The 15,255-nt window shown below is 63.6% G+C and carries 22 protein-coding genes; 21 read left to right on the forward strand and 1 reads right to left on the reverse strand.

Features of this window, described 5'->3' with window-relative positions; genetic code table 11:
• The first annotated feature begins 21 nt into the window (after positions 1–21).
• Together NI18_RS16085 and NI18_RS16090 are read left to right on the forward strand one after the other, a co-directional pair.
• Entirely contained in the window at positions 22–201 is a 180-nt protein-coding gene (locus tag NI18_RS16085; protein ID WP_037531383.1) for a hypothetical protein, read from the forward strand.
• Positions 201–524 (forward strand): HNH endonuclease, encoded by a 324-nt coding sequence (locus NI18_RS16090; protein ID WP_084215246.1) that lies wholly within the window; start codon positions 201–203, stop codon positions 522–524. Before NI18_RS16085 ends, NI18_RS16090 begins: the two co-directional genes overlap by 1 nt.
• A gap of 26 nt (positions 525–550) precedes the next feature.
• On the opposite strand, the gene NI18_RS23570 is transcribed toward NI18_RS16090, so the two are convergent.
• Entirely contained in the window at positions 551–805 is a 255-nt protein-coding gene (locus NI18_RS23570) for a DUF2158 domain-containing protein (protein ID WP_347574871.1), read from the reverse strand.
• Between the two features lie 278 nt (positions 806–1,083).
• Between NI18_RS23570 and NI18_RS16095 the strand changes: the two genes are divergently transcribed.
• From NI18_RS16095 to NI18_RS16180, 19 genes are all read left to right on the forward strand, one after another.
• Positions 1,084–1,515 (forward strand): P27 family phage terminase small subunit, encoded by a 432-nt coding sequence (locus NI18_RS16095; protein ID WP_037531385.1) that lies wholly within the window; start codon positions 1,084–1,086, stop codon positions 1,513–1,515.
• Positions 1,516–1,630: 115 nt separating this feature from the next.
• A complete protein-coding gene (locus NI18_RS27235; protein ID WP_306286466.1) occupies positions 1,631–2,608 on the forward strand; it encodes a terminase large subunit in 978 nt (325 codons plus the stop codon).
• Positions 2,565–3,335 carry a hypothetical protein gene (locus NI18_RS27240; protein ID WP_306286468.1) on the forward strand — a complete coding sequence of 257 codons (771 nt, stop codon included), beginning with the start codon at positions 2,565–2,567 and terminating at the stop codon, positions 3,333–3,335. The genes NI18_RS27235 and NI18_RS27240 overlap by 44 nt, the downstream gene beginning before the upstream one ends.
• Positions 3,336–3,463: 128 nt before the next feature.
• Positions 3,464–4,651, forward strand: a complete 1,188-nt coding sequence (locus NI18_RS16105; RefSeq protein ID WP_052149254.1) for a phage portal protein — start codon at positions 3,464–3,466, stop codon at positions 4,649–4,651.
• A gap of 8 nt (positions 4,652–4,659) precedes the next feature.
• On the forward strand, positions 4,660–4,989 hold the full coding sequence (locus NI18_RS25840; RefSeq protein ID WP_198527040.1) for a hypothetical protein: 330 nt from the start codon (positions 4,660–4,662) through the stop codon (positions 4,987–4,989).
• The gene (locus NI18_RS16110; protein WP_198527041.1) at positions 4,929–5,648 is read left to right on the forward strand and encodes a head maturation protease, ClpP-related; all 720 of its coding nucleotides are present in this window, start codon (positions 4,929–4,931) and stop codon (positions 5,646–5,648) included. Before NI18_RS25840 ends, NI18_RS16110 begins: the two co-directional genes overlap by 61 nt.
• A gap of 10 nt (positions 5,649–5,658) precedes the next feature.
• Positions 5,659–6,213, forward strand: coding sequence for a hypothetical protein (locus tag NI18_RS25845; RefSeq protein ID WP_198527042.1), 555 nt, complete (start codon positions 5,659–5,661; stop codon positions 6,211–6,213).
• Positions 6,138–7,019 carry a phage major capsid protein gene (locus NI18_RS16115; RefSeq protein WP_306286467.1) on the forward strand — a complete coding sequence of 294 codons (882 nt, stop codon included), beginning with the start codon at positions 6,138–6,140 and terminating at the stop codon, positions 7,017–7,019. Before NI18_RS25845 ends, NI18_RS16115 begins: the two co-directional genes overlap by 76 nt.
• A 94-nt stretch (positions 7,020–7,113) precedes the next feature.
• On the forward strand, positions 7,114–7,347 hold the full coding sequence (locus tag NI18_RS16120; protein ID WP_037531387.1) for a hypothetical protein: 234 nt from the start codon (positions 7,114–7,116) through the stop codon (positions 7,345–7,347).
• 61 nt (positions 7,348–7,408) lie between these two features.
• A complete protein-coding gene (locus tag NI18_RS16125; RefSeq protein ID WP_037531388.1) occupies positions 7,409–7,942 on the forward strand; it encodes a DNA packaging protein in 534 nt (177 codons plus the stop codon).
• The gene (locus NI18_RS16130) at positions 7,939–8,307 is read left to right on the forward strand and encodes a head-tail adaptor protein (RefSeq protein ID WP_037531390.1); all 369 of its coding nucleotides are present in this window, start codon (positions 7,939–7,941) and stop codon (positions 8,305–8,307) included. The genes NI18_RS16125 and NI18_RS16130 overlap by 4 nt, the downstream gene beginning before the upstream one ends.
• Positions 8,307–8,837: a hypothetical protein gene (locus NI18_RS16135; protein WP_037531392.1), complete on the forward strand. Its 531-nt coding sequence runs from the start codon at positions 8,307–8,309 to the stop codon at positions 8,835–8,837. Before NI18_RS16130 ends, NI18_RS16135 begins: the two co-directional genes overlap by 1 nt.
• Positions 8,834–9,235, forward strand: a complete 402-nt coding sequence (locus NI18_RS16140) for a hypothetical protein (protein WP_037531395.1) — start codon at positions 8,834–8,836, stop codon at positions 9,233–9,235. Before NI18_RS16135 ends, NI18_RS16140 begins: the two co-directional genes overlap by 4 nt.
• 17 nt (positions 9,236–9,252) lie before the next feature.
• On the forward strand, positions 9,253–9,444 hold the full coding sequence (locus tag NI18_RS16145; RefSeq protein WP_037531397.1) for a hypothetical protein: 192 nt from the start codon (positions 9,253–9,255) through the stop codon (positions 9,442–9,444).
• A 70-nt stretch (positions 9,445–9,514) separates the two neighbouring features.
• The gene (locus NI18_RS16150; RefSeq protein WP_037528050.1) at positions 9,515–9,970 is read left to right on the forward strand and encodes a hypothetical protein; all 456 of its coding nucleotides are present in this window, start codon (positions 9,515–9,517) and stop codon (positions 9,968–9,970) included.
• A 35-nt stretch (positions 9,971–10,005) separates the two neighbouring features.
• Entirely contained in the window at positions 10,006–10,518 is a 513-nt protein-coding gene (locus NI18_RS22520) for a hypothetical protein (protein ID WP_128082281.1), read from the forward strand.
• Positions 10,519–10,634: 116 nt separating this feature from the next.
• Positions 10,635–10,955: a hypothetical protein gene (locus tag NI18_RS16165; RefSeq protein WP_244180757.1), complete on the forward strand. Its 321-nt coding sequence runs from the start codon at positions 10,635–10,637 to the stop codon at positions 10,953–10,955.
• Positions 10,956–10,974: 19 nt separating this feature from the next.
• Positions 10,975–11,256 (forward strand): hypothetical protein, encoded by a 282-nt coding sequence (locus tag NI18_RS16170; RefSeq protein WP_037531405.1) that lies wholly within the window; start codon positions 10,975–10,977, stop codon positions 11,254–11,256.
• On the forward strand, positions 11,199–15,212 hold the full coding sequence (locus tag NI18_RS16180) for a phage tail length tape measure family protein (RefSeq protein WP_128082282.1): 4,014 nt from the start codon (positions 11,199–11,201) through the stop codon (positions 15,210–15,212). Before NI18_RS16170 ends, NI18_RS16180 begins: the two co-directional genes overlap by 58 nt.
• The last annotated feature ends 43 nt before the right edge of the window (positions 15,213–15,255 follow it).

Raw genomic sequence — 15,255 nt, forward strand, 5'->3', positions numbered from 1 at the left:
GCGTCGTGTGTGGAGGTCTAAATGGCTGCTCCGCATATGCGGCTCACCACCGCCGATCATGTCGAGGCTATCGGCATGCGCGTGCTCCGGATCGCCGAGGAGATGTCGAGCGGATCGCGTCACCAAGGCCGCAGCGAGCGCTTGATCGAGCAGGCCGAGCAGGCGGCGATCGATCTCCGTGCCGCCGTTCGAGGGCGCTGATGGGCTGGTCTAAGGTCAGCCGCCATCAGCGCGGCTATGGCACCGCGCATGATAAGATGCGCGCTCACCTGCTTGCCACCGTCATCACATGCGAGGGCGAGTGCAAGGCCAAGGGTATCGAGACGCTGGGCACGATCGCCGACCATATCGTCCCGCTGTCGCGTGGTGGCACCGGTGACCGCAGCAATTACCAGCTGCTCTGCAGGCCATGCTCGGACGCTAAGACGCTCGCTGACAAGGGTGCCACGGCGCGGCCTGTTGGCGGCGTGGATCGCTCGGGCAGGCCGACCAGCGCGACGCACCCGTGGAATAGGAAGGGCTGACCGTTGCTGCGGCCAGCCCAAGTTCTTCAGGCTTTAGTCAATGATGTTAGCGGGAATACACCTTTCTCAAGCTTGGTCTTCTCAAACCACTGACACCAAGCACTGTCCACGCTGCTGTGCATTCTCTGACCGATTTGATCGACGGTCATAATTGGGCCGCCAGACTTTAGCTGAACTGTATCGCCGGCTTTAAAATCCATTTCTATCCCCCGAGGTATGCCATGCCGCGTCGTGCAACATTTCATGTCTGCGACCTGCGTGTAGTCGAGCAAGCGACTCATGAGCCGATCGTACTCGGGGACTTTGTCCGCCTAGCAAGTGGGAGTCCACTGGGTTTGGTGGTGGCAGCTGATGATGGCCGGGGCGAAGTCGCGTGGCTGACAGGCGAAGGTCAGCGCTCCACGCTTCCACTCGTCTGCCTTCGGCCGATCTCGGCTGACCCCACCCCCCGGTCGAAAGTCTGAGGGCCGTCGCCACCCGTACCGACCACGTGGGGCGTGAGCACTGCGAGTAATTTTTGAGGGGGGAGGGTTTCGACCGGTCCGCCGCGGGAGGCCATATGGCCGAGGTCATCGAAATTGCTGGAGGCGACGGCGTTCCGCCAGAGCCGAACTGGCGCAGCATCTTCGGCCGGGCCGCAGACCGCGAGGCAGCATCGTCCTACTGGAAGAGCATTATCAGCGAGATGCGCGGCGCCGAGAAACTGGCAGTCGCCAACTCGCACGCGGTCATCCGCCTGGTCGTCGCATACGTCACGTTCGATCAATCCGCGAAGGAGGTGATCAAATCTGGCCCGGTGATCAAGGCCAAGAAGACTGGCGTCCCGACTTACAATCCATGGTGGACGACGATGTCGAACGCCGCGAGCCAGGCGCAAGCGCTGGAGAAGGAGCTTTGCATCTCGCCGCGTGAGCGCGACGCGGGCGCCAAGGTGGTCAAGAAGCAAGCGCGCACGACTGGCTCCGCACGGTTCCTAAAACAGCGTGGCTAACCGGTTCCTTTCCGATCCTGATCCGACGACGGCATGGGCGAAGGCCGCGGTCGACGGGAAGCTGTTTACGGCTGGAGAGCTTGTCCGACACGCAGCCGAGCGTCACCTGCGCGACATGCGCGACGGCGAGCGGCGCGGCATATACTGGCGACCGGACGCTGCGGGTCACGCTCTCGACTTCCTGCCGTCGGTTTTTCAGGTCACCGACGGGCCATCTGCGGGCCAGCCGTTCTACCCGCTCGAGTGGCACACGTTCGTCATGGGCTCGCTGTTCGGCTGGCGCACTGCAACCGACCGCTGGCGGTTTCGGTCAGGCTGGCTGGAAACCGGCAAAGGCCAGGCCAAGTCGCCACTGATGGGTGCGATCGGCGTCTACATCATGGGCTGGTGCGATATTCAGCGCGCCCAGTGCTATGCCATCGGCGAGGACAAGAAGACCGCCAACGTCCTGTTCCGCGACGCCGCGGCCATGTGCCGCGCGACGATACCGGAGCATGACGAAGGCGAGAGCCTGGAAGGCCTCGGCGAGGTCGTCATCCGCGGCGAATTAGAGAACGCCTGGAAGATCGAGCATCCCGACAGCGGGTCGTTCTTTCAGCCGATCGCCAGCGGTGAAAGCCTTTCCGGTCCGCGACCGAACTATGTCGCGGGCGACGAGATCCATGAGCTTACCGACGAAAACGTGTTGCAGACGTGGAAGCGCGGCATCGACAAGGTCGCCGGTCACGCGCTGATGCTGATGGGCACGAACACGCCCGCCACGTCGCAGCATGTCGGCACGTCCTACTCGGAGATGTACCAGCAGATCGCGAAGGGCGAGGCGCGCGACGACACAGCGTTCGCTTTCGTGGCACGGATCGACAAGGCCGATCGCGAGACGGTGTTTGAGAACGAGAAGGTCTGGCAGAAGTCGCTGCCGGCGCTGGGCGAGACCTTCCCTATCGAAAATATTCGCGAGACGGTCGCCTCCGCACTGCTGCGGCCATCCACGAAGTCGAGCGTCCTACGCCTTTTATTTCGGCGTCGATACTGCGTCTGCCGACTTCTGGATCGACGAGGAAAAGTGGGCCGCGGTCCAGGGGCCGGTCGATGACACGATGATGCGCAACCGGTTCTGCCGGCTGGCGCTCGATCTCTCGCAGAAGAACGATCTGACGGCCGTCAGCGCAGCTTGGGAGCCAATCGGCGACGAGCCCCTGGCGGTGAAGAGCTGGTATTGGACAGCGGCGGGCACCACCGCAGGCCACCTCAAAGAGAAGGGTGAGCGCGATCACGCCCCTTACGTCGAGTGGGTCGAGGATGGGTTCCTGGTCGCCACGCCGGGTGCGACGATCGATTACACTTTCGTCGCGATGCAGGTGTCCAAGCTCTACGCCGAGCACAAGGTGCTCGAAATGGTTGCCGATCCGGCCTTCATTTCGAGCTTCATGGACGCATGTGCAGAGGTCGGGCTTGAAGTCTGGTTGTACGGCGGCCCGGATAAACCAACGGGACGCGGGCTTAAGATCGTGGCGCATGCCCAAGGCACCCGCGTTATGTTCGAAGACCGGCAGCTCTGCATGCCGCACTCGATCACAAAGACCGAAGACGCGATTCTCGCGCAGCGGGTCATTATCGACAACTCGCCGGTCACATACAGTTGCGCGGCAAACGCCGCGATCGACCCCGACGGTCAAGGCAACCGCATGTTCAACAAGAAGAAATCACGCGGGCGTATCGACGGCATGGTCACTACCACGATGGCGATCGGCGCTGCCGTCTCCAGCCTGAAGACGAAGAAGAAGTCGGTGTACGCCTCGCGCGGCATCATCCGCGTCTAACAGGAGGGTGTACGTCTATGTCGCCTGATGATTATCGCCGCCAGGCTGGCGGGCGAAGGTCCTTATCGCCTTCGCGCGCGATCGCCGCAGCCAAGGCGACAACTGGGCAGAGCCATGGTGGGCCGATCATGGCCTACCAAGCCTACGATTTTGCAGACCCGACCCTTCATGAGATGATGCGCGGTGATGGCGGTCGAACCGGGGTTGCAGGGATCGCGGTCAATGAACGTGCTGCGCTTCGGAACAGCACCTTCTTTCGGGCCATGTCGCTGATCTCAGGCTCAATAGGCATGCTGCCGCTTCATCTCATGCGCAGAGCTGCGGACGGGAAGATTGAAAAGGCGCGGGACCACCCCTTGTTCAGGGTGCTGCATCGCAAGCCAAACGACTTCCAATCCGCCACTCAGTTCAAGAGCTACATGCAGCTTTGCGCCTTGCTCGACGGCAATGCATTCGCGCTGATCGTCCGGTCGAGGGGCGCGGTACGTCAAATTGTCCCCCTCCCCCGGCGGTCAGTAAAGCCGCAGCTTTCAGCGACCTTTGAGCTGAGCTTTCGGTACCAGCCCAAATCGGGTGGCGCCGTGACGCTTGCCAAGGAAGACGTCTTTCACTTCCGCGGCCCTATTTCTCTGGACGGTCTGACTGGCGTTTCCCTGCTGGACGTCGCTGCCGACACGCTAGGCCTGTCGCATCGCGCGCTTCAGGCTGCTGGTCGATTGCTTGACAAGGGCACGATGGCGCGCGGCGCGCTTGAGACTGATCAGACGCTTGGAGCCGAAGCGATCGACAATCTGCGCGACAGCCTTCGAGAGAACTTCTCGGGAGCAGACGCCGAAGAGGATTGGCTGATACTCGAGGAGGGACTGAAGGCAAAAGTGCTGTCCGGCACGGCGAAGGACAACGAGCTCGTTGCGCTGCGCCAGCAGGAGGCGGAAGAGATATCGCGGTTTACCGGCACTCCGCGCCCCCTGCTGATGTTCGATGAGACCAGCTGGGGCAGCGGCATCGAACAGCTGGGGCTGTTTTTCGTCACGTACTGCCTCCTCCAATGGTTCGTCATTTGGGAGGAGGCCGTGTGGTTCTGCCTGCTCACGCCGGCCGAACAGGACACGATGTACGCCAAGTACAATGACGGGGCGCTTCTACGCGGCTCGCTCAAAGACCAGGCCGAGTTTTTCAAGGCGGCGCTCGGTCCGAATGCGGCTTTCCTTACCCCGAATGAGGCTCGCGACAATTTCGACCGCAACCCAATCGCAGGGGGCGACGAGCTGCCTCGCAACGGCACTACTGCCGCAGCAACTTTAGCAGACGCTTAGGAGCAACCATGACCGACGAGCATAAAGCGCCGGGCAAGCCGCGTGCGGTACTGACCCTCAATGGCCGCCCTCTGCCGGGCAAGCCGGTGATCGCCACCCCAGGCACACCGATGCCGCGTGCCATATCGAGCGTGAACGGCAAGGACCGCCCTAGCGCCCTCCCCCATGCCTGCCGATCGATCGGTATCGGCATTGGCGCGACCAAACATTTTGGGAAAAGTGGTCTGCCGATGCAGCGGGCATTCGCGCGGTCGAGAGCGGTGACAACGTCATCACCATGTTCGGCGCCATCGGCGAAGATTATTGGTCTGGCGGGGGCATCACCGCAAAGACGGTGACGGCTCAGTTGCGCGCAATCGGTGACCGCCCCGTTGAGATTCAGATCAATTCACCAGGTGGTGACATGTTCGAGGGGATCGCGATCTACAACGTCCTGCGCGAACATGATCAGCCGGTGACGATCAAGATCATGGGCATGGCCGCGTCGGCTGCGTCGGTCATCGCAATGGCAGGTGACACGGTCGAAATCGGTGCGGCGTCGTTCCTCATGATTCACAATTGCTGGGTCGTAGCTGTCGGCAATCGCCATGACATGGCCGAGACCGCGACGTATCTGGCACCATTCGATCAAGCGATGGCCGACGTTTACGCGCAGCGCAGCGGGCGGACCGCGGCCGAATGCGCGAAGTGGATGGACGATGAGACCTACATGTCTGGGTCCGTCGCGATCGAGCGGGGCTTCGCGGATACGCTTCTAACGGCCGACAAGACGACGCGAGACGAGCAAGCGAAGGCCTCCGACCGCGAGCGTACCGCGATCACCGCGCTTGAACTGAAGCTCGTCGCCGGCGGCGATACGAGATCTCAAGCGCGCGATCACATCACCAAGATCAAGGGCACGCCAGGCGCTGCCCCTGTAGCCGACACGCCAGGCGCTGGCGGCGAGACCGAGTTGACCGGCCTGCTGGCGGGTCTGCTCACCACCATCAAGAGCTAGGAGCTCCACCATGAAGAGAATGAACATGGCCGCCCTCGTGGCGGTGGCGACGGTGCTCGCCCACCCGTTCCGCACACTTGCGGCGGCAGCAAGCACCAAGCCGGAACCGAAGCTGCGGCTTACGGCTCCTACCCTGCCCGCTATGCCGCGCGCGATCGCGGGCACGGTTCGCGCTGACGGTTCCGATCCCGCCACGCTCATCCGTGCGCTGAATGGCGCATTCGACGAGTTCAAGACGACGCATGCCCGCGAGATCGAAGAGATCAAGGCCGGCAAGACGGACGTCCTGACCAAGGACAAGCTCGACGCGATCAACGCCACCCTTACGGAGCTGCAGACTGCTGTCGACGATCAGGCAAGGATCAACGCGGCCGCGAAGCTGGGTGACGGCGCCATCATCGGCGATATCAAGCCGATCCGGACTACACCAAGGCGTTCAAGGCGCACATGCGCCGTGGCGATAACGCCTCGGCCGAGGTGCGGGCGGCAATGCAGAAGGGCACCGACACCGACGGCGGCTATCTGGCGCCGATCGAATGGGATCGCACGATCGGCGAGAAGCTGAAGAAGATCAGCCCGATGCGTGCAGAAAGCCGTGTCATCACGATCAGCGTCGCCGGGTTCAAGAAGTACTTCTCGGACCGCAACGTCGGATCGGGTTGGGTCGGTGAAACGGCAAGCCGCCCTGCGACCACGACTCCGCAGATCGGCGTGCTCGACTTCGTGCCGGGCGAACTCTACGCCAATCCGGCAATCTCCCAGCAGCTGCTGGACGACGCCGCGATCGACCTCGAGGAGTGGCTGGGTCAGGAAGTCGATACCGAATTCTCCCGCCAGGAGGGCATCGGGTTCCTGTCCGGCGACGGGGCGAACAAGCCCTACGGCATCCTCACCTATGTCACGGGTGCCGCAAATGCGGCTCGCCATCCATACGGTGCGATCAAGGCCGTCAACAGCGGCGACGCAGGAAAGCTGACCGGCGATGGCTTTGTCGATCTGATGTACGACCTCCCCAGCGAGTTCGCCGGGAACGCCAAGCTGTACATCAATCGCCAGAGCCTCGGCGCTGCGCGTAAGCTGAAGGACGGCCAGGGCAACTTCCTGTGGCAGCCGTCTTATGCTCTCGGCCAGCCCCAGACGCTCAACGGTGCGCCGATCGTCGAAATGCCAGACATGCCGACCGCGGGCGCCGCAACGTTGCCGCACTCTACGGCGACATGGAAGCCACCTACCTGGTCGTCGATCGGATCGGCATCCGCGTGTTGCGCGATCCGTATTCGAACAAGCCGTTCGTGCACTTCTACACGACCAAGCGCGTGGGCGGCGGGGTGCACAACCCTGAGCCGATGCGCGCGCTCAAGATCGCCGTGAACGCATAACTATCCGCCGGGCCGGCCTAGCGCTGGCCCGGTTCTTCGAAGCCGCGCGGCAAGACCCACGGTTTCGGCGAACCAGGAGAAGACCTATGGACACGAAGACCGCCAAGACCGCCGGCAACGGCATTGCCCCGGCAACTGATATCGACACCGCTGGCGCACCGCAGCAGATCGTACCCGACGTCGATATGGACCATCCGGCCGTCGACAACGATCCCCGTGCCGGTACCACGGTCGAGCAGAACCGCATCGACTTCAACGACCCAACGCTCGAAGGTCACGAGGCCGTCGAGCGCAATCTCCAGGTCGCCGCAAAGGCCTGACTAAGGGTGGCGCTGGACTCCTTTGTCCGGCGCCACACTTTCCAGTGAATCGAGGTGCCTCATGGCTATTCCCGTGACCTTGCAGGACGCCCGCCGCCAGATCCAACTGGATGAGAACGACGAATCCCAGGACGCTGACCTCGTCCAGTTTATCGACGACGCCGCAGCGTGGGTTGAGGAATACACCGGTCACATTCTTGAGGCGCGTGACGTAACCGAGTCGTTCCGCGGCTTCGGGGCGGTTAGGCTTCGAGCGTGGCCGATCAACGCGTCCGCTGTTCCCGGCGTCGCTTACGTCGACGCTGCTGGAGCACCCGTTGCGATCGTAGGCGCGCGGCTCGATCTTAGTTCCCGACCCGCCCGCGTATTACCGCCGGCTGGACCGTTCTATTCATTCTGCAACGCTCAACAGGCTTTCACCGTGACAATTCGTGCGGGGTATGAGGCGGGTGACGCCACTCCAGGCAACTTCCGTCGCGCCATGCTGATCCTGATCAGCGCGTACGACTCCGATCGCGAAGGCGGCGAAGTGTTTCAAAAAGCCGAAGCGTCTGCACGGCGGCTGTGCGGCAGACTTCGGGAACGCAGCCTGTGACCGTCGGCAAAGGCAAGGCCAGCCGATACAATCGCCGGATCCAGATCGAACGCCCGGTCACGGATAGCTCTCTGATCGGCGCTGGGTCTGGCAGCTGGGAAGCTGTTGGCTCGCCAATCGCCGCCAGCGTGGTCGATGTCCTTCCGAGCCGTGCAGAACGTCTGGCGGACGGCATCAACGTGGCAACGCGTCCGGCCAAGGTTCGCATGCGGTTCCGTATCGATGTCACGCCGAGCATGCGCTTCGTCATGACCAAGCCATTCCCGCGCGTGATGCAGATCATCGCCGGGCCAGCTGAAGTCGGCGTTCGGGACGAAGTCGAGTTCATGGTCGAGGATTACACCTCAGCTGGCAATTCGGCCTGATGCCGACCGTGAAAGGCCAGGCAGAGGTGCAGCGCTTCCTAGCGGCCCTTCCGACGCAGATTGAGGCCAAACTGCTCCGCGGTGCAGCGCGCGCCGGCGGCAAGGTGTTGCTCGATGAGACGAAGAGCCGTTCACCAGCCGAGGAAGTAACCGAGGCTTTGGCGCTGAGCACGAGGAGCGAACCCGGCCGGATTGTCGTCAAGGTCAGCGTCAAAGGCCAGTGGCCGCGGTCACTAGCAACCTGGGCAGAGTACGGCACGGACCCGCATTTCATCACGGTCGACGACAGCCAGCGAGAGGGCAAGAGCGTCCGCCGCATCAATGAGACCGGCGGCGGATCGTTGCGAATTGGCGGCAGCTTTGTCGGCAAGACGGTTCATCACCCTGGCGCCAAAGCCAACCCGTTCATGCGTCCCTCGCTCGATCTTAGCGCCGCAGCCGCCCGTGCCGCGATGCAGACTTACGTCAATGCCCGCGTCACTCGCGGCGGCATCATCGGCAGCGACGAACCGGAAGGAACCGACGAATGAGCGGTGTCGAGATCGTCGGTGACCTGCTGCGCGCTTACGAGCCGCTGACCGAGCTGATGGAGCCAGCAAGCATCAAGGCCGGCAAGCTTCCCGATAACGTGGTGCTACCCGCCATTCTGATCCGCAGCGTGACCCTGGTCGATCGCCAACGCCTGAAGCGGGAGCCGCTCGTCCGTTCCGTCGAGCGCGTGTCCGTGGCGGTGCGGGCGGCGAACTATCGAGATCAGAAGGCCGCAATCAAGCTCATCCGGCGATGCTGCCGAGACGTGATCGGCGATCTTTCAGGTTGTTTTCGTGTCTCGATTCTCACCGCTGGCACTGGCCCTGATGTCGGCGGTCCGGCGAACAGCTTCGAGCAGACCCAAGACTTCCGCGTCAGCTTCGACGCGGCAGCGTGAGAGAAAAGGAACCTACCATGTCCGACACCAAGCCCAAGACGATCCGCGGCAAGGCAACCCGCGATTTCACCGACGCCGGCACCGAGCGCCGCTTCGACGCTGGCAAGGCGCACGATTTCACCGAGGGCGAGTTCGTCAACTTCGCAGCCGCTGGGCTGGTCGAGGCCGTCGACACTGCCGCTGACCCGAAGGCCAAGCCCGCCGCCTAACCCGCGAGCCCGCCGCCCGGCGGGCGACACCCCACCGGCCCTGCGGTATTAAGTTACGAGGATCATCACCATGGGTTCACAGACCGCCGCAGGCTCGTCGCTTGCGATCTCCGTTACGTCGCCGGCTACTGCCGACGCCACTGGCTACGCCGCCCTGACCTTCACCGACGTCGGCCAGGTCGAAAAGCTCGGCTCGATCGGCGCCAGCTTCGCCAAGGTCGAATTCCAGCCGCTCAAGGGTGCCAAGCAGAAGTTCAAGGGCTCGGCCGACTATGGTGCTCTGCAGCCGTCGATGGCGCTCGACAGCTCCGACGCCGGCCAGGCGATCATGCAGACGTCGGCTGATGACGAGAGCCAGAAGCTCTATTCGTTCCGCGTGACCTATCCGGACGGCGCCAAGCGCTACTTCGGCGGACGCAACTTCGGCATGCCGGAAACCGCCGACGGCGCCGACAGCATGCTGACCGGCGCTCCGACGATCGAGATCTGCACCAAGATCGTCAAGGTCGCGGCGCCGACCACCTGACCCCTTCCCTACCCGCGCCCGCGACGCCGGTCCTTATGCGCCAGCTCGGCCCGTCGTCGCGGGTCGCGGGCCGGGCTGGCGCACCATCCTCCCGCGAAGGACTATCCCATGACCAAGTGCTCAACATTGCCTCGCTCGCCGTCGCCGCCACCGCCGCCCTGCACGTCAAGGGCCCCACCGGCGAACCGCTCTATGCCGACGAGGCTGGCAAGCTCCCCGTCCGCATCCATCTTCACGGCCCCGGCAGCCGCGCTTATGGCGCCGTCGAATCGCGCCAGTCCGCGCGCGCGCTGAAGCGCATGCAGGATAACGACGGCAAGATCACCGCGGCGACCCAGGAAGAGCGCATCGCCGAGACGGCCGAAGACCTCGCCGCGATCACCGTATCGTTCGAGAACTTCGACTATCAGCCCGAAGGGGCCAGCCTCACCGGGCAGGACATGTTCCGCGCCGCATACGCCGATCAGGGCATCGGCTACATCACTCGCCAGGTGACGAAGTTTGTCGCCGACTGGGGAAACTTCAAGGCCGCCTCGAAAGCGGCCTGACCCTCTATATCCGGATGATGGCGTGGCTTCAGGCCACGCCAAAGCCGGACCCTCGATCACGGCGAGCCAAGTTCGTAGAAGACTCACCGGCTCCTCTGCTCAGCCGGATCGAGAAGATGAAGCGCGACAAGATCGTGCCGCCTATGCCCCCCAACCCTGCGCCGCATATTACCGACCGGCTGATCGAGATGGGTCTAACCCAGGCGGCCGGGATGGGCGCCGTTCCGCTGTCATGGCTCGAAATCAACGCGTGGTGCGAGCGTACTGCCGTTGAGCTTGATCCATGGGAGGCTCGGTTGATCCGCCGCCTCTCTGCCGCCTACCTCGCCGAAAGCCACAAGGCCGACGTCGAAACCTGTCCGCCCCCGTGGCGCGCAGAGGTGACCGCGCGCGAGCGCGAGATCGAAGAAGCCAAGCTCCGCGCCGTGCTGGGCTGACCCTCGAAAGGAGGCCGCGATGATTGATGACGACGGCGCGGCCGCCCTAGAGGTTGGCTTCATTATCAACACCGAGGGCGCATTTGCTGAGCTGCTCAAGTTTGGGCAAATGTTCAGCTCAGAGACACAGGAATTTGTCCGCAACTCGGCAAAGATCGAAGCTGCGGCTGGCGGGATTAAGCTAGCCAGCGCGACCAGTGCCGTGACGAGCTTCGGCGCTGCGGCAACGCGTGAGGGTGCAAGGTGGCTCGCGAGTTCGACCGCGTCGAAAAGGCCGGCGAACGCCTCGTGCGCTCATTAGAGCGTGAAGCTGCCGCGTTTGGTAAAACTCGTGTGGAAATGCGCGAGGCTCAAGCAGCAGAGCTTGCGGTCATGGCGACCAAGCAGGGTAACGCCGACCTGTCTGCGCGCCTTGTCGCTGCCGATGCCAATCTTTTTGAACTGCGGCTTGAGGCGTCGCGGAAGGCGCGATTTGAAGCGGAAGCCCTCGCGCAGGAGCAGGCAAAGGCTGCTAGTGAGGCAATCGCCGCAGCTGATCGCCAAGCTCAAGAAATCCGCTCCGCTGCCTTCGCTCATGAAATGTTCAATGCTCGCGTGCGGGAAGGTGTAAAAGCCCTCAAAGAGGAAGAGGCTGCCCTTAGGGCCATCGCGATGGAGGCGCACGCGCAGGAAGTGCGCTCGGCGGCGTTCGCATACAATCTCTTCGAAGCGCACGCTCGTAAGTTGGGGCAGGCTTTGCGGGAACAGGAGGCAGAGCAGCAGGCTGTAGACCGCGCCCGTCAATCGGCCATCAGTTCGGCGGACGCCTATGCCGCAAAGCTCGAAGGCGAAGCTGCAGCACTCGGCAAGACCTCGGCGGAGCTGCGTGCCATGGAAATCGCTCAGCGCGCCGCGGCGGCTGAGGCCGCTGGCATGCCTGATCAGGCGGACCGTATTCGTGCGGCTGGCAATGCCTATGCGCAGGCCGCCGCCCAAGTTGAGGCGCTCGCTGCTGAGGAGCGCCGACTGGCGCAGGCGTCACGCGAAGCCGAGGATGCCGTTCGCCAGGCGGCGGCTGCGCAGGCGGCACAGGATAGCTCCCTCAACTCGCTGCGGTCATCGGTTGACCCGCTCTATGCGGCGCAACGCCGCCTGTCGCAGGAGCTGGAAAACGCTGCCCGCCTGTATCGAGCCGGTGCAATCGGGCAGGGCGAATATGAACGCAGTTCGTCGTCGCTCGCAGGCCGCTTAGACGAGGTGCAGCGTGCTCAGGCGCGGCAGGCTGCCGGCACGGAAGATGCCACCAATAAGGCTAAGCTTGGCGCCAACGACCTCACTAATATCTTCTTTCAGGTTCAGGATATTATCGTCAGCCTTCAGGGCGGACAGAAGCCGCTGACCGTGTTGCTGCAGCAAGGCTCGCAGCTGAGCGGCATCATGCTGCAAACCGGCGCGAGCGCGAAGGACATGGCCGGCGCGATCATCGGGCTGGGCATCGTCACCCGTCCGACAGTAGCCGCAGCCGCAGCGCTAACCGAAGCGCAGACCGCACTGGTCGCAGCGAACAGCGCAGCCGGTGCAGCTGGCACGCGCGCAGCAATTGCTGCGGCAGAGCTTGCCGTTGCCGAGGAGGCTGCGGCGGCGGCCGGGACGGCGGATGCCGTCGCACAGCAACGCCTCGCCCGGGCGCAGCTTGGGGCTGCCAGCTCAGCAGAGGTCGCAGCTGCGGCGAACGCGCAGCTTGCCCTTGCTGAGACGGCCGCTGGCGACGCGGCAACCGCCGCATCGCGGTCCGCCACCCGTGCACTGGCGCCGTGGTTGGCCGCAGTGATTGCGATCGCGGCGCCGCTGTCGGTGCTAGGCGTGGGCATGTATCGCTGGCAGCAGCAGCTCAGCAATGACTCTGGCCTCAAGGCCTATGCGGCAGGGCTGGGCCTCACGTCCAAGGAAATGAAAAAGCTCGGCGATCAGTCGATCACCACCGGCGATCTGCTCGGGGGGCTGTGGAAGACGATCACCGACAGCGCCGATATCGACATTTCGGGCAAGTCGATCCTCGATGCCTTCTATTCGCCCAACGACATGAAGCAGGTGCAGGGCTTTGTCGCGAGCATCTACGGCACCTTTGCCGGCGGCTATGACGCCATCGTTGCACTCTGGGGCAGCATGTCGTCGACCGTGTCGGGCTATATCTCGGCGATCGCCGCGGCCGCGTCTCAGTTCTTCGCACCTGTCGTCGCTGCCGCACAATGGGCCGGTAAGGCCGTCGGCTCCGTTTTCAGCACCGTCTATCAGTGGGTCGCTGGCTGGGTGAAGTCGATCGCAGGGTGGATTTCGCCTGTCCTCAGCGCCATCGGCAAGGGCGAAGCGGCGACGGCTATCAGCGGCGCTGGCAGCTCGCTCGGCAAGACGTTCGGCGATGCCTATGCGAAGCGGGTCGCCGGATTCGTTAGCGGTTCGAACGCCTTCGTGGACAAGGTCGGCGCCAATGCTACCGAGAAGGCGCAGGCTCGCCTCAAGAAGCAGGCCGATGCCCTGAAGGCAGACCGGACGCCGAAGGCGCCGCCAAAGCCAAAGGTCGACCGCCACGCGGAAGGGTTGGTGCGCGACGCTGACGCGATCGAGGCGCAGATTCGCAACCTCTACGACCTGGCGAAAGCCTACGGCGTGTCGGGCGCAGCGGCGCTGATCGCCGAGGCGCGGGTGAAGGCCGAGAGCAAGGCGATCAAGCAGCAGGCCGATATCACCGCCGCGGTATCGCGCCAGGTGCAGCTCGCGATTGCGCAACGTGTTTCCGATGCGGCCAAGTCGACGGCCGGGATGCGTGAACAGATTACCGCGCAAAAGCAGGTCAACGCGTTCGTCGCGGCTGGGTTGGTGCCTGCCGAGCGTGCGAATGAACTGATTGCTGCCCAGATCGCTGACCTGCCTTTGCTTGGCGCAGAGCAGGCTGCGAAGGACCTTAAGCTCACCGATGCCGCTGCACGAGCAACAAAGGCGCTGCGGGATCAGCAAAACGCACGGAAGGATCTCAACGAGACGGAAGAGGGCGGCCGGTTTAATGCTGACATGACCGATGGCCGTAAGCAGCTTGCCACGCTGGCCGAAGAGCTTCGGCTGGTCGGTGCGACGAATGATGAGCGCGAGATCGGGCTAGCCACGCTTAAAGCGACGCAGGAAGCTGAGGTCCGGTTCACCGATCCCGCCCGTCGCGCCGAGTACATCGCCCAGCAGGTCAAGATCGCGAAGGGGCATCAGGCCGTCACGAACGCCAACGACGCGCTCAACGCGTCGCTTAGAGCTACTGCCGACCTGTTCGACACTATTGATCAGACCGCGCAGCGCGCCGCGCAGGGCATGGCCGATGCGTTCGGTAGCGTCGGGGCGGCGATAGGCGACGCCGCAACGATCATGACCTCCTACTATGCGGACCAGGCGAGTCTGCAGCAGGCGCACGATGCTGCCATCAAGGAAGCGGGCACCGATCAAAACCGCATCGCCCGCGAGAACCGGCTATTCGCGATGCGTACCGCCTCGGCGCAGACCGCCGCTTATGGTGACATGGCAGCCGCGGCGAAGGGCTTTTTCAAGGAAGGTACCGCTGGCTACAAGGCCATGGCGACCGCCGAGAAGGTCTTCCGCGCGATCGAGTTCGCCATGGCGGTGAAGAACGCTGCGGTGCAGCTTGGCCTGATCGGCGGCGTCACGACGGCGCGCACCGTCGCTGCGGCAACCGGCGTAGCGACCGACACCGCGTTCACCGCGACCAGCGTCGTGAATGCCGGGATGCGCGCCGCAGCGGACGGTACCGCTGCGATGGCGAAGACTGCGTCATCCTCGCCATTCCCGTTCAACCTCGCAGGCATGGCTGTGATGGCCGCTGCGCTTGCGTCGCTCGGCATCTTCACCGGCTTTTTCGGCGGCGGCGGCAGCAAGAACACGCTCGCCAAGGCGAACGACGGCACCGGTACCGTGCTCGGCGATACCAGCGCGCAGTCGGAAAGCCTCAAGCGCTCGATGGACGCGTTGAAGGAGGTCGATACCTTGACCAACACCTACGCGCGCCAGATGGCGGCATCCCTCAAGTCGATCGACAGCCAGATCGGCAACGTCGCGGCGCTGGTCGTTCGTGCTGGCGACGTCAACGCTTCGGCTGGCGTGAAGGAAGGCTTCGCCTCCGACACCACTGGCAAGCTGTTGTCTGGCATCGTGACCGGCGGTGGGTTGTTCAGCAAGATCCCAGTGGTCGGCAGCATCATCGGCGCGTCGGCAGCCTGATCGGTTCGCTGTTCGGGTCGAAGACGACCGTCGTCGGCAGTGG

Origin of the sequence: Sphingomonas sp. Ant20, from assembly GCF_000783375.1 — a bacterium.
Taxonomy (GTDB): Bacteria; Pseudomonadota; Alphaproteobacteria; order Sphingomonadales; family Sphingomonadaceae; genus Sphingomonas; species Sphingomonas aerolata.